Source organism: Serratia quinivorans (assembly GCF_052113645.1).
Lineage (GTDB): Bacteria > Pseudomonadota > Gammaproteobacteria > Enterobacterales > Enterobacteriaceae > Serratia > Serratia quinivorans_B.
Window position 1 is genome coordinate 63486 of the sequence record NZ_JBIEIU010000011.1, and the last position, 14408, is coordinate 77893.

Genomic DNA, 14408 nt, shown 5'->3' on the forward strand with positions numbered 1-14408 from the left:
GTCCGCCGGAGCGCCCCTCGGTGCGCTAGGCCCGGGTATCTCGGGTTCAAAAACAACTTGTCATCAAACTCAAGGGCCAGATTTCTCTGGCCCTTTTTTATTGCGCAATCCGCGTCTAACGCGAACCGCGTAAAAATGCCTCGGTCAGGAACAGCGCACTGACATTGCGCGCCTCGCGGAAATCCGGTTCTGCCAGCAATGCCATCATGTCGGCAATCGGCCAGCGTACCTGCGGCAAAGGTTCCGGCTCGTCCCCTTCCAGACTCTGCGGATAGAGATCGTGCGCCAGCACGATATTCATTTTGCTGGAAAAGTACGACGGTGCCATCGTCAGCTTGCTGAGAAAATCAAAGCGTCTGGCACCAAAACCCACCTCTTCCATCAGCTCGCGATTGGCCGCCTCCAGCACCCCTTCACCAGGGTCGATCAACCCCTTGGGGAACCCCAGCTCGTAAGATTCAGTGCCCACCGCATACTCACGGATCAGCAGCAAGTCATCGCCAATCACCGGCACAATCATCACGGCCTCCCGATCCGAGGGCCGCATCCGCTCATACACCCGCCGTACACCGTTACTGAACTCCAGATCGACCGACTCAACGTTAAATAAACGCGAACGTGCGACCGTTTCCACTTTCAGAATTTTAGGTTTTTGCAGGTGTTTATCCATGATTGCCTCAAATGAGTTATCCGGCGGCAGGCCACAACAGCCGGCGCGATGGCGCGAATAACCAGAATAATGATTGGCGTGACGCGCAGTTCACCGGCGCTCAAACGCTGACCAAATCCGATCTTGATCACATTGTGCGTTAATGAGAACCTTTGTCGCAACGAGCACAAGCAGTAATTTACTTTTTTTTAACAAGTCTAGCCAGCACCCACCGCTTTTCTGCCGCAATCCAGCAAAAAGAGCGCATTAAAATAAGATAATGCCGATATCGACACCGAAACCGGGTTGCTACCATCACGCAGGTAAGACATGGCAATAAAGCGGGCAGTTTTATCAATAAATGAGATCCGGACAGAGAATCTGTGCTCCCGTCACGGTTCAGGGGTGTCTCTCGGTGATTTCACTGCGTATAATACGCCACGATTCATCAGGTTGGTGAGGTTCACGGGTACAGGATGGGGATAGCATGAGCACAATAGTGTTGATATTGGCCTTAGTGCTTGCCTGCCTGATTGCCGCCGGCCTGTATCTCTGGCTTAAAACCCGCAATCAGCCACTGCTGACGCGTGCGCTGCCCTTTATCAAACCCACGCACCGTAAACTGACTGGCGAAGAGCGCGCTGCCGTCGAACATTATCTCGGCCAGCAAAATAAGCTGAGCAACAAACTGTTGCCGGGCAACTCCTCATTGCCTTCCGCCAAGCTGACGCTGACCCCGCAGAGCGACAACGTCTACCCGATCACCCATGCCATTACGCGTTATGGGCTGGCCAGCGATGAACCCAATAAGTGGCGCTATTATCTGGACGCCGAAGAGGTGCACCTGCCGCCGTTTTGGGAGCAGTACATCAGCGCCGATAACCATGTAGAAGTGATTAAAACCCAGACGTTGCCGCTGGTTATCTCCCTCAACGGGCATTCGCTGAAAGACCATATACACGATCGGCCGCAACCGCCGGTGGTGAAAGCCACGCCAAGCCAAAACGCATCCATTCGCAAGGAAGAGAGCGAACACGTCGAGTTGGTGAATATCCGCAAGGAAACGCCGGAAGAACACGCGCTGACTCGCCCGAACGGCATCAAGGAAGCCGCCATCATCTCGGCCGCCCTGCTGCTGCTGTTCTTCAGCCTGATCAGCCCGGTGGTGGTCATCCCCTGGATGATCCTGGTCGCCGTGCTGATGATCGCCTGGAGCTGCTGGAACCTGTTCCGTCGGCCGGCGACACGCGAACTGAAAGAAGTGCACTGCCTGCGGGGCACCCCCAAGCGCTGGGGGCTGTTTGGTGAATCCAATCAGGGGCAGATCAGCAATATCTCTCTCGGCATCATCGATCTGATTTACCCGCCGCACTGGCAGCCTTACATCACCCAGGATCTGGGCAAAACCACCGACGTGGATATCTACCTTAACCGCCAGGTGTTGCGTCAGGGCCGCTTCCTCTCCCTGCACGATGAGGTCAAAAATTTCCCGCTGCAGCAATGGGGCAGAAATGCGGTGCTGATGGCCAGCTCGTTTTTGGTGCTGGTGCTGTTGCTGACCTATATCCCGCTGAGCCTGCCGCTCAAGCTGAGCATGGCCTGGCTGCAGGGCGCACAGAAGATTGAAGTGGCCAACGTCCAGGCGCTGGAAGGCGCAACCTTGCGCATCGGCGATACCCTAAAGGCTCAGGGCAACGGGATGTGTTATGTGCCGCCGCCGGCCAACGGTTCGCGCACGTCCAACTTTATGCCTTTCGATTGCTCCGGGATTTACTGGAACAACGCCGCCCCGCTGCCGCAGCCGGAATCCGACGTGATCGACAAAGCCTCAGCCTTGCTGGCAACGGTCAATACCCAGTTGCACCCTGACGGTACCGAACAGAAACTTAACCCGCAGCTGGCCAGCGCAATTGAAAAATCCGGCATGATCCTGCTGGATGACTTTTCCGATATCGTGCTGAAAACGCAGGATCTGTGCCAGGCGGACAACGACTGCGTCCGGCTGAAGAATGCCCTGGTGAACCTGGGCAACGTGAAAAACTGGGGCACCCTGGTGAAACGAGCCAAATCGGGCTCTCTGCAAGGGGTTAATGTGTTGCTGCGTCCGGTGAGCGCCGAATCGCTGGAAAGCCTGACCAAGGTTGCTGCATCTTCGTTCGTCTACAGCGAAACCCGGCAGGCCGCCGCCGCGCTCAACAGCCCGCCTCCTGGCGGCTTCCTGATCAGCAGCGATGAAGGCAAGCAGTTGGTCAATCACCCGCAGCCGGCAATACCGTTAAACGAGTACAATGCGCTTGATCAGTGGAATGAACTGCAACGCCTGGCCAGTATGCTGCTGCATACGCCGTTTGAGGCGCAGGGTGTCATCACCAATATCAGCGTCGATGCCAACGGCACCCGCCACATTGCCCTGCACAGCGAGCCGGATATCATCACTCTGTGGCGCTATCTCGGCACCAGCCTGCTGCTGCTGACGGTGGCCGTCGTTCTGGGTTACAACACCTGGCGACTGGTGCAGCGCCGTCGTATCAATCAACACCGGATCGCCGATATCCAGCGCTATTACGAAAGCTGCTTTAACCCGCAGCTCTCGCCGATGTCATTGCGACCGATGTCCTGAGTCACTCCTCGGCCTGCGCCCAGTCATCAGCTTATGCTACGCTAACGCTATTATCCCTATCCTGCGGACCGCCGACGGTTCGCCTATGGAGTTTTCATGGTTCCCGAATTTGACTGGCGTGAAATTGATACCGTGCTGCTGGATATGGACGGTACCCTGCTCGATCTGGAGTTCGACAGCCACTTTTGGCTCAGCCTGGTGCCGCAGGCCTTGAGCGAGCAGCGCGCGATCCCCTTCGACGAAGCGCGCAGCATCATTCATCAGGAATATCTGGCCGTGCAGCACACCATGAACTGGTACTGCTTCGATTACTGGAGCGAGCGGCTGGATCTTGATATTTACCGCATGACCACGGAGGTCGGTAACCGCGCCCGTTTGCGTGAAGATACCGAACCCTTTTTGCAGGCATTACGTGCGGCGGGCCACCAGACCATTCTGTTGACCAACGCCCATCCGCACAGCCTGGCGGTAAAAATTGAGCATACCGGTTTGGATCGGCACCTTGATTTATTACTTTCTACCCACACATTTGGTTATCCGAAAGAAGATCAGCGTTTGTGGCAGGCTGTGCAGCAACACACCGGATTCGATCCGCAGCGCACCCTGTTCGTCGACGACGGTGAACCTATTCTGGATGCAGCCCGCACCTTCGGTATTCGCTACTGCCTGGGCGTGCAGAACCCGGACTCCAGCATGGCGGAGAAAACCTTCCGGCATTACCCGTCCATGAGCGATTACCGCTTGTTGATACCGGCGTTGGCAAAGGGGGAGCAATGAAAGCAAAGGAAACTCGGGACGATGCGGTCCGGCTGGACAAATGGCTATGGGCAGCTCGTTTCTACAAAACCCGTGCGCTGGCACGGGACATGATCGACGGCGGCAAGGTGCACTACAACGGACAGCGCGGTAAGCCGAGCAAGATTGTCGAGCTCAATGCCGAGATCAAGCTGCGTCAGGGTAATGATGAACGCACGGTGATTGTGCTGGCCCTGGCCAGCCAGCGACGCGGCGCCGATGAGGCGCAGCAAATGTATCAGGAAACCGAGGCCAGCATCGCCAATCGAGAGAAAGTGGCGCTCGCACGCAAGATGAATGCGCTGACCATGCCGCATCCGGACCGCCGTCCGGACAAGAAAGAGCGGCGCGACCTGATTAAATTTAAATTTGGTGAGCAGGAATAAGCCCTCACCGCAATGAGAGAAAACTATGTCTAACCATGACCAATTGCACCGTTACCTGTTTGAAAACTACGCGGTGCGCGGTGAGCTGGTTACCGTCAGCGAAACCTATCAGCAGGTTCTGAACAACCACGACTATCCGGCGCCGGTAAAAAAACTGCTGGGTGAACTGCTGGTGGCCACCAGCCTGCTGACCGCAACCTTGAAGTTCGACGGCGATATCACCGTGCAGTTGCAGGGTGACGGTCCGCTGAAGCTGGCAGTGATTAACGGCAACAACCGCCAGGAAATGCGCGGCGTAGCGCGCGTACAAAGCGAAATCGCCGATGACAGCACGCTGCATCAGTTGATCGGCAATGGCGTCATGGTGATCACCATTGCGCCATCCGAAGGCGAGCGCTATCAGGGCGTAGTGGCACTGGAAGGCGAAACGCTGGCCGAATGCCTCGAGGCTTACTTCCGCCAGTCCGAACAGCTGCCAACCCGTCTGTTCATCCGCACCGGCGAGTTCGAAGGCCAACCGGCGGCAGGCGGCATGTTGCTGCAGGTGCTGCCGGCGCAGGACAGCAATGCCGATGATTTCGATCATCTGGTGCAACTGACCAACACGGTGAAAAGCGAAGAGCTGTTCAGCCTGCCGGCCAACGAAGTGCTGTATCGCCTGTATCACCAGGAAGAAGTCACCCTGTATGAACCGCAGGATGTGATCTTCCGTTGCACCTGCTCACGCCAGCGCTGCGCTGACGCGTTGATCACGCTGCCGACCGAAGAAGTGGCCCAAATGCTGGAGCAGGATGGCAATATTGATATGCACTGCGATTATTGCGGCAATCACTATGTCTTTGACGCCGTGGACGTGGCCGCCTTGTACAGCGGTAACACCGGCGAAAGCGAGCAGTTGCACTAAGTAGCACCCCGTATCGGCGGGCGCGCCCTGCGCCCGCTCATTCACCCCGTTTGCACGTTTGCTTTTTTCCGTGTGCTATCTCTCAGATCGTAACGAAAAACCGACTAAAACGTTAAATATTTGATACCTATCGCGGTTACTCGCTGCTGAATCCCTACAATTGGCGCCAGAAATTCTGTGACCAAGGAGTAGTAACATGCGTGTTAAAGGTATAACCCCTCAGGATCTGGCCGCTTATGGGATTCATAACGTCGGCGAAATCGTTCACAACCCGAGTTATGACTTGCTGTTCAAGGAAGAAACAGACCCATCTCTGGAAGGTTATGAGCGTGGGGTCGTAACCAAGCTGGGTGCTGTATCCGTCGACACCGGTATTTTTACCGGCCGTTCCCCGAAAGATAAGTACATCGTCCGTGACGACATCACCCGCGACACCGTCTGGTGGGCCGATCAGGGCAAAGGTAAAAACGACAACAAACCCCTCAGCCCGGAAATCTGGGCAGACCTGAAACAGTTGGTCACCACGCAGCTCTCCGGCAAACGCCTGTTTGTGGTAGATACCTTCTGCGGCGCCAACGCCGACTCCCGTCTGAAAGTCCGCTTTATCACCGAGGTCGCCTGGCAGGCACACTTCGTTAAAAACATGTTCATCCGCCCAACCGACGAAGAACTGCAGGATTTCGAGCCGGATTTCGTGGTGATGAACGGCGCCAAATGCACTAACCCGAACTGGCAGCAACAGGGCCTGAACTCGGAAAACTTTGTCGCTTTCAACCTGACCGAACGCATGCAACTGATTGGCGGCACCTGGTACGGCGGCGAAATGAAAAAGGGTATGTTCTCCATGATGAACTACCTGCTGCCGCTGAAAGGCATCGCCTCAATGCACTGCTCGGCCAACGTGGGCGAAAAAGGCGACGTAGCGGTGTTCTTCGGCCTGTCCGGCACCGGCAAAACCACCTTGTCCACCGATCCGAAACGCCAACTGATTGGCGATGACGAGCACGGCTGGGATGACGACGGCGTGTTCAACTTCGAAGGCGGCTGCTACGCCAAAACCATCAAGCTGTCGGAAGAAGCCGAGCCGGATATCTATCACGCCATCAAACGCGATGCGCTGCTGGAAAACGTCACCGTACTGGCTGACGGCACGATAGATTTCAACGACGGGTCGAAAACCGAGAACACCCGCGTTTCCTACCCGATCTACCACATCCAGAATATCGTCAAGCCGGTATCCAAGGCGGGCCACGCCACCAAGGTGATCTTCCTGACTGCAGACGCCTTCGGCGTGTTGCCGCCGGTTTCTCGCCTGACCGCCAACCAGACTCAGTACCACTTCCTGTCCGGCTTTACCGCCAAGCTGGCCGGTACCGAACGCGGCGTGACCGAGCCAACGCCAACCTTCTCCGCCTGCTTCGGCGCAGCCTTCCTGTCGCTGCACCCAACGCAGTACGCCGAAGTCCTGGTCAAGCGCATGCAAGCCGCCGGCGCCCAGGCCTACCTGGTCAACACCGGCTGGAACGGCACCGGCAAACGTATCTCGATCAAGGATACTCGCGGCATTATCGATGCGATCCTCAGCGGTGAAATCGACAAGGCAGAAACCATTACTCTGCCTATCTTCGATCTGGCGATGCCAACCTCACTGCCGGGCGTCAACCCGGATATCCTGGACCCACGCGCCACTTACGCCAGCCTTGAGCAATGGCAAGAGAAAGCACAGGATCTGGCCGAGCGTTTTGTCACCAACTTTGACAAATACACCGACACCCCGGCGGGTGCAGCACTGGTCAGTGCCGGTCCAAAACTGTAATCCCTTCTAATTACAGCTTCAGCTAAGGCGTGGATCCCACGCCTTTTTTTATTTTTATCGGTTGTTTTTTAATCAGCGCAAAGAGATAATAATGCAGTGCAATCATTGATAGCAAAGGAGGTTTCAATGGCTACCATAACCGTCAGAAATCTGGACGACGAAGTAAAGGAGTTGCTGCGCGTCTCGGCAGCGAAAAACGGCCATTCCATGGAGGAGGAAGCTCGAATGATTTTGAAACAGGCCTTAGTGAAAAAACCGCCGCGTTATGGTTTAGGTACGCGCATGCATCAACACTTTGCCGAGTTGGGTGGCGTTGAGCTGGAGATCCCGCCGCGTGATAAAACACCCCCGCGGATTGTCACCTTTGACGATGACGATGACCAAGTATGATTATTCTCGATACCAATGTAGTTTCAGAATTGCTGCGTCCGGCGCCTCATTATCATGTTTTAAGGTGGTTGGACCAACAAGACACCTATCAATTCTATCTGAGCGCCGTCGTAGTTGCGGAGCTATATACCGGCATAGCCTGTATGCCTTCTGGCAAAAGACAGTTCGAGTTGCAAACCAATCTCGGTGTCATGCTGCGGGAGGAGTTTTCGGAAAGAGTTTTGCCCTTTGACACTAGCTGCGCTCTGCAGCATGCGGAATTAATGGGTGCCAACCGCCGCCAAGGCATCGGCGCCAGCTTTCCGGACACCCAAATCGCCGCCACCTGCCTGCATTACGGTGCCACCCTGGCCACGCGCAATACTAAAGACTTTATCCATTGCGGGATTGAGCTAATCGACCCCTGGCAAGCCAACACCGGTCGGCGTTTGCATGAAGAAGCGGCGGAATACTACGTTATGAGCAGAAAGCCCTGACAGGGCAGCGCCACTGTCAGGGGAGTTTGGCGTTGTCTTTCACTGCCGGATGCCCGTTGCCCGACTCTTTTTTCTCCATCGGTAACGGGATATAAGCCCGGATCAACAGCCCACCACGTTCGCTGGTACCGATATCCAACGCGCCATGATGCCCATCGATAATGCGCTGTACGATAGCCAGGCCAAGCCCGGTCCCACTGGTACTGCGTGCACTGTCGCCGCGGACAAACGGCTGCAGCAGATGCTTCAGCTCTTCCGGTTTGATGCCCGGGCCGTCGTCTTCCACCTGGAACCAGCCGCGCTGCAGCTCACGGCCGCTGCTGACTTTGATCCAACCGTTGCCGTAACGCGCCGCATTCACCACCATATTCACCGCCGCACGCTTGATCGACAGTGGATGCACATTCATCATCAGTTCGCCCGGCGCCATAGCGGTTTCAATCACCCGCTCATAGCCACTCTCGGCCGCCACCACTTCGCCCAGAATGCTATTCAAATCGCTGATTTCCGTCTGCATCTCCTGGCCGGTGCGCAGATAGTCAATAAACTGCTCAATGATGGCGTTGCACTCTTCAATATCTTTATTGATCGACTCTGCCAGATAGCCGTCTTCGGCACTCATCATCTCGGTCGCCAGACGGATACGCGTCAGTGGCGTGCGCAGATCGTGGCTGACCCCGGCCATCAGCAATGTGCGGTCGTCCGCCAGCTGTTTGACGCCAGACGCCATCTGATTAAAGGCCCGCGTTACCGAACGAACTTCCGATGCGCCATATTCTCGCAGCGGCGGAGGAATGATGCCCTTCCCCACCTGCAGAGCGGCGTGCTCAAGCTCCACCAGCGGGCGGTTCTGAATGCGGATAAACAACCAGGCGCCGCCTATCGCCAGCAGCATAATCGCCAGGGTATAACGGAACAGCGGCGAGAAATCGCCCTGGTGAATTTCAGTCAGCGGAACACGCACCCAGATATCCGGTTGCAGCCAGGTTTTCAGCCACACGACCGGTGAGTTTTTGTTCACTTCCACCCGCACGTCGGTTGGCCCGCCGAGCTGCTGCGCCATTTGCTGGCTGAGGAATTGATAGTGCTGCGCCCAGCGCAGGCCGCTCTCCTCCGCCGCCGAATTGGTGTAGAGAGAAATTCCCAGTTCGCGATAGATTTCGCGACGGAATGCCGGCGGCACTTCCAACAAGGTGCCATCCTCCAGTTGCAGCCGGTCGGTCATCAGCATACGAACTTCGTAGGCCAACACCTTGTTGAACTGCTGCAGGCTGGGCAGGATGGCGAAGTTCAGCACCACCAGATAGGTCGTCACCAGGCTGACGAACAGCAAGGTGACGATCAATAGCAGGGTTCGGGCAAACGAGCTACGCGGTGAAAAGCGCAATCGTCTCATGCCTTGCTGCCGTCCGGGACGAAGACGTAGCCAAGACCCCAAACGGTCTGGATATAGCGTGGATGCGCAGGATCTTCCTCAACCATGCGGCGCAGACGAGAAATTTGCACGTCGATGGAGCGTTCCATGGCGCTGTATTCCCGGCCACGGGCCAGGTTCATCAGCTTGTCGCGGGAAAGCGGCTCGCGTGGGTGGCTCACCAGTGCCTTCAGCACCGCAAACTCACCGCTGGTCAACGGCATAGGCTCGTCTTCGCGGAACATTTCGCGGGTGCCCAGGTTCAGTTTGAATTTACCAAAGGCAATCACCGCCTCTTCCTGCGAAGGGGCGCCCGGCAATTCATTGGCCTGACGGCGCAATACCGCACGGATACGGGCCAGCAGTTCACGCGGGTTGAAAGGTTTTGGGATGTAATCGTCAGCACCGATTTCCAGGCCAACGATACGGTCGACTTCTTCACCTTTGGCGGTCACCATGATGATCGGCATAGGGTTGCTTTGGCTGCGCAGACGGCGACAGATGGAAAGCCCGTCTTCACCCGGCAACATCAGGTCCAGCACCATCAGGTGGAATGATTCACGAGTCAGCAAGCGATCCATTTGCTCAGCGTTGGCAACGCTGCGAACCTGAAAACCCTGTTCGGTTAAATAACGCTCTAAAAGCGCACGCAGGCGCATGTCATCATCGACGACCAGAATCTTATGATTCTCTTGCATTGTATTACTCCCAAAGGCTTTATTGCCTGACGTGAATATTGTTAAAAAACCCTGTCATTTCGGACAGCGTTTAATGGTATATATTCTAGACGAAATTGTTACAAAGCTTATTCTTTTGCCCATTTATCAACAATTTTCATCAAAATGCCCGCGACGATTTGCCAAAATCCGCTGCTCACCGATCAAATTCCAGAGCCGTGCGTCTTTTGGCCGGCGGCCATACCCGACGGCTGATTCGGCAGTGTAACTCAGCCGGGGCGATAAGAAACGCGAGCGCCGGCAATTTTGCGCGTAGTCCATGCTTAACGCTCATTTTATTGTGCAACAGCAACCTACAGCCCGGTGCGAGTTTGTGCGACACTCTGCCAACGCAATGACTCACTTCCCTTTGATATGCCCATAAAGGCGGAACCACGATGAGAACGCAGCTGATAACCCGCGAGGGTTACGACAAGCTAAAGCAGGAATTAGACTTTCTCTGGCGCGAAGATCGGCCGGAGGTCACCAAAAAAGTGACCTGGGCCGCCAGCCTCGGCGACAGAAGTGAGAATGCCGATTATCAGTACAACAAAAAGCGGCTGCGGGAAATCGATCGTCGCGTGCGTTACCTGACCAAATGCCTCGAGCAGTTGAAGATTGTCGATTACTCACCGCAGCAGGAAGGCAAAGTGTTTTTCGGTGCCTGGGTGGTGGTGGAAAACGAAGACGGCGACATTAAACGCTTTCGTATCGTCGGCTATGACGAGATTTTTGGCCGCCGAGATTACATCTCCATCGATTCGCCAATGGCCCGCGCCCTGCTGAAAAAAGAAGTGGGCGATGCCGCCACCGTCAACACGCCGGTCGGCGATGCATTGTGGTATGTGAATGAGATCGAGTACGTAAAATAAGATTTCAGTTTTTTCCGAGCGGCCGCCCGCCGCCGCAGTACAGGCCGCTTTACGCGCCATGCCTGTCGAGAGGCGGCCCGCTCCACTGGCATTTTCCCCGCGCAATCCGTATAACTGTCCCCCTGTTTACCAACCGTTCTCAACAGATACCAGACTTATGAATGACCCACTGAGCCGCATTATTGCAACAGAACTGCAGGCCCGGCCGGAGCAAGTTGACTCCGCCATCCGTCTGCTGGATGAAGGTAATACCGTGCCCTTTATTGCACGCTATCGTAAGGAAGTCACCGGGGGTTTGGACGATACCCAACTGCGCCAGCTGGAAACCCGCCTGGGTTATCTGCGTGAACTGGAAGACCGCCGTCAGACCATCCTTAAATCGATCGACGAGCAGGGCAAACTGACCGAACAGTTGGCGACGGCAATCACCGCCACGCAAAGCAAAACCGAACTCGAAGACCTCTACCTGCCTTACAAACCCAAGCGCCGCACCCGTGGTCAGATCGCGATTGAAGCCGGTCTGGAGCCGCTGGCGGACACCCTGTGGCAGGATCCTCAGCAGCAGCCCGAACACCTGGCCGAGCGCTACGTTGATGCAGACAAGGGCGTAGCGGACGTAAAAGCCGCCCTCGACGGCGCTCGTTACATCCTGATGGAGCGCTTCGCCGAAGACGCCGCGTTGCTGGCCAAGGTCCGTAACTACCTGTGGAAACACGCGCATCTGGTGTCCAAAGTGGTGGAAGGCAAGGAAGAAGCCGGCGCCAAGTTCCGCGACTACTTCGATCACCACGAACCCATTGCCCAGGTGCCGTCGCACCGTGCGCTGGCCATGTTCCGTGGCCGCAACGAAGGCGTACTGCAACTGGCGCTGAATGCCGATCCACAGTTTGAAGAAGCCCCGCGCGAAAGCCAGGCAGAGCAGATCATCATCAGTCATCTCGATCTGCGCCTGAATAACGCCCCGGCGGACGCCTGGCGCAAAGCGGTGGTCAACTGGACCTGGCGCATCAAGGTGTTGCTGCATCTGGAAACCGAACTGATGAGTACGGTGCGCGAGCGTGCGGAAGACGAAGCTATCAACGTCTTCGCCCGTAACATGCACGACCTGCTGATGGCCGCGCCGGCCGGTATGCGGGCCACCATGGGGCTGGATCCGGGCCTGCGTACCGGGGTGAAAGTGGCGGTGGTAGATGCCACCGGCAAGCTGGTCGCCACCGATACCGTTTACCCGCACACCGGCCAGGCGGCCAAAGCCGCCGCCATCGTCGCCGCGCTGTGCATCAAGCATAAAGTGGAGCTGGTCGCCATCGGCAACGGCACCGCATCGCGCGAGACCGAGCGTTTTTACCTCGACTTGCAACAGCAATTCAGCGAAGTCAAAGCGCAGAAAGTGATCGTCAGCGAAGCCGGAGCCTCGGTGTATTCCGCCTCCGAACTGGCGGCGCTGGAGTTCCCTAACCTCGACGTCTCGCTGCGTGGCGCGGTTTCCATCGCCCGTCGTCTGCAGGATCCGCTGGCCGAGCTGGTCAAAATCGACCCGAAATCCATCGGCGTCGGTCAGTATCAGCATGACGTCAGCCAGAGCCAACTGGCGAAAAAACTGGATTCCGTGGTGGAAGACTGCGTGAACGCCGTGGGTGTCGATCTGAATACCGCCTCGGTGCCGCTGCTGACCCGCGTCGCCGGCCTGACCCGCATGATGGCGCAGAACATCGTCACCTGGCGTGACGAGAACGGCCGCTTCAGCAACCGCGAACAGCTGTTGAAAGTCAGCCGTTTAGGGCCGAAAGCCTTTGAACAGTGCGCGGGCTTCCTGCGCATCAACCACGGCGACAACCCGCTGGACGCCTCGACCGTTCACCCTGAAACCTACCCGGTGGTCGAACGCATTCTGGCCGCCACCCGGCAGGCGCTGCAGGATCTGATGGGCAACCCGGCGGCAGTGCGCAGCCTGAAGGCCAGCGACTTCACCGACGAGAAGTTCGGTGTGCCAACGGTAACCGACATCCTGAAAGAGCTGGAGAAACCGGGCCGCGATCCCCGTCCGGAATTCAAAACCGCGACCTTCGCCGAAGGGGTGGAAACCCTCAACGACCTGCAGCCGGGCATGATCCTGGAAGGTTCGGTCACCAACGTCACCAACTTCGGTGCCTTTGTGGATATCGGCGTGCATCAGGATGGTCTGGTGCATATCTCCTCACTGGCGGACAAGTTTGTCGAAGATCCGCACACCGTGGTGAAAGCCGGCGACATCGTCAAAGTGAAAGTGATGGAAGTGGACCTGCAGCGCAAACGCATCGCGCTGAGCATGCGTCTGGACGAGCAACCGGGTGAAGGTTCTCCGCGCCGCGGCGGCAATTCAGCCCCGGCCCGGGACAACGCCGCCCGACCACAGGCCAATAAGGCCAAACCGCGCGGCGGCAACACCTCGGCGGGTAACAGCGCCATGGGTGACGCACTGGCGGCCGCCTTCGGCAAAAAGTCGTAGTCAGACTGCCTGCTGAAAAGCACAAGGTACACCGGGCGGGGTTAACCCCCGCCCGTTACCGCTAAAATATCCTCGCCATTTCTTGACCCGCCTCAATAAACCTGCATTTTTTTTCAGCACCCTCGACCACCATAATAATCCCGGCGTTTCGGCCGAAAATAGCGCTGAATAGCCGTTTATTAACACCGCTATTAACATTAAATTCTCATTTCGGCATTTCCCAGCGAAACACAAATGGTTAGCGCTCGTATTCAGCCTATGAAATGTTGCCAAATAAATACCGATATTGACGCCGCCGAATCAAAGCTACCGAATCTGTCGCTAATTTTTTCAAAGCGGAAAAAATCACTACAATTACGTAACTGATTTAACTCGCCATTCGCATTTGCACCCCTCCAGGCCGGGTGATTAAAATAGCGCGGTCAGGCCATGACATTCGTTAAATGTGATCGCCACAACCTTTGGTTACCAATACCCCTATTTTTTGTATTGAATACGATAATTATTCTCACTATTATTATTTTGCGTGTTCACTGCATTGCCTCATGGATTGAAAACGTCGGCGGCCCGTGATTTTTACCCCGGGACGGCCATTGGAACGTTGTTTCATCATCACCAGCCCAATAGCCTGGGCTTAGAGAAGGTTACATGCATCTTCTGCCTAAACGGTCTTATAAGATCACCGGCTTCGCCAATGAAATCGGCCCGGCTTATCGCCAAAAGCTTTTATCCCTCGGCATGCTGCCGGGTTCGTCGTTTGAAGTGGTGCGCGTCGCGCCCCTGGGTGATCCAATAGAAATCAAAACTCGCCGCGTCAGCCTGGTGCTGCGCAGGAAAGATCTGGCCCTGATCCTGCTCGACGGCCAACCCTGAGCCGCCTTG

General features: G+C 56.3%; 14 protein-coding genes. 11 read left to right on the forward strand and 3 right to left on the reverse strand.

Features of this window, described 5'->3' with window-relative positions:
• Positions 1–115: 115 nt before the first annotated feature.
• Positions 116–670, reverse strand: a complete 555-nt coding sequence (nudE, locus tag ACGS9J_RS19285; protein ID WP_012147288.1) for an ADP compounds hydrolase NudE — start codon at positions 668–670, stop codon at positions 116–118.
• A gap of 11 nt (positions 671–681) precedes the next feature.
• Here nudE and ACGS9J_RS19290 point away from each other — a divergent pair, with 11 nt between their 5' ends.
• The 8 genes from ACGS9J_RS19290 (at position 682) to ACGS9J_RS19325 (ending at position 8036) form a co-directional block, all read left to right on the forward strand.
• A complete protein-coding gene (locus ACGS9J_RS19290; protein WP_442232399.1) occupies positions 682–813 on the forward strand; it encodes a hypothetical protein in 132 nt (43 codons plus the stop codon).
• Positions 814–1136: 323 nt separating this feature from the next.
• Positions 1137–3269, forward strand: a complete 2133-nt coding sequence (locus ACGS9J_RS19295) for an intracellular growth attenuator family protein (protein ID WP_442232400.1) — start codon at positions 1137–1139, stop codon at positions 3267–3269.
• A 96-nt stretch (positions 3270–3365) separates the two neighbouring features.
• Positions 3366–4046, forward strand: coding sequence for a GMP/IMP nucleotidase (gene yrfG / locus ACGS9J_RS19300; RefSeq protein WP_442232401.1), 681 nt, complete (start codon positions 3366–3368; stop codon positions 4044–4046).
• Positions 4043–4450 (forward strand): ribosome-associated heat shock protein Hsp15, encoded by a 408-nt coding sequence (hslR, locus tag ACGS9J_RS19305; RefSeq protein ID WP_442232402.1) that lies wholly within the window; start codon positions 4043–4045, stop codon positions 4448–4450. The genes yrfG and hslR overlap by 4 nt, the downstream gene beginning before the upstream one ends.
• A gap of 25 nt (positions 4451–4475) precedes the next feature.
• On the forward strand, positions 4476–5354 hold the full coding sequence (hslO, locus tag ACGS9J_RS19310; protein WP_442232403.1) for an Hsp33 family molecular chaperone HslO: 879 nt from the start codon (positions 4476–4478) through the stop codon (positions 5352–5354).
• A gap of 196 nt (positions 5355–5550) precedes the next feature.
• Positions 5551–7170 carry a phosphoenolpyruvate carboxykinase (ATP) gene (gene pckA, locus ACGS9J_RS19315; RefSeq protein WP_442232404.1) on the forward strand — a complete coding sequence of 540 codons (1620 nt, stop codon included), beginning with the start codon at positions 5551–5553 and terminating at the stop codon, positions 7168–7170.
• Positions 7171–7296: 126 nt separating this feature from the next.
• On the forward strand, positions 7297–7560 hold the full coding sequence (locus tag ACGS9J_RS19320; protein WP_044554783.1) for a FitA-like ribbon-helix-helix domain-containing protein: 264 nt from the start codon (positions 7297–7299) through the stop codon (positions 7558–7560).
• Entirely contained in the window at positions 7557–8036 is a 480-nt protein-coding gene (locus tag ACGS9J_RS19325; RefSeq protein ID WP_442232405.1) for a type II toxin-antitoxin system VapC family toxin, read from the forward strand. The genes ACGS9J_RS19320 and ACGS9J_RS19325 overlap by 4 nt, the downstream gene beginning before the upstream one ends.
• 16 nt (positions 8037–8052) lie before the next feature.
• Here the strand turns inward: ACGS9J_RS19325 and envZ are convergent, their stop codons facing one another.
• On the reverse strand, positions 8053–9432 hold the full coding sequence (gene envZ / locus ACGS9J_RS19330; RefSeq protein WP_442232406.1) for a two-component system sensor histidine kinase EnvZ: 1380 nt from the start codon (positions 9430–9432) through the stop codon (positions 8053–8055).
• Complete coding sequence (ompR, locus tag ACGS9J_RS19335; RefSeq protein WP_004709363.1) at positions 9429–10148, reverse strand: osmolarity response regulator transcription factor OmpR; 720 nt, start codon at positions 10146–10148, stop codon at positions 9429–9431. The genes envZ and ompR overlap by 4 nt, the downstream gene beginning before the upstream one ends.
• Before the next feature lie 416 nt (positions 10149–10564).
• On the opposite strand from ompR, the gene greB reads away from it, so the two are divergent.
• The 3 genes from greB (at position 10565) to feoA (ending at position 14399) form a co-directional block, all read left to right on the forward strand.
• Positions 10565–11038, forward strand: a complete 474-nt coding sequence (gene greB / locus ACGS9J_RS19340) for a transcription elongation factor GreB (protein WP_044554786.1) — start codon at positions 10565–10567, stop codon at positions 11036–11038.
• A gap of 157 nt (positions 11039–11195) precedes the next feature.
• Positions 11196–13526: a Tex family protein gene (locus ACGS9J_RS19345; protein WP_442232407.1), complete on the forward strand. Its 2331-nt coding sequence runs from the start codon at positions 11196–11198 to the stop codon at positions 13524–13526.
• Between the two features lie 648 nt (positions 13527–14174).
• Positions 14175–14399 (forward strand): ferrous iron transporter A, encoded by a 225-nt coding sequence (gene feoA, locus ACGS9J_RS19350; RefSeq protein ID WP_442232408.1) that lies wholly within the window; start codon positions 14175–14177, stop codon positions 14397–14399.
• The last annotated feature ends 9 nt before the right edge of the window (positions 14400–14408 follow it).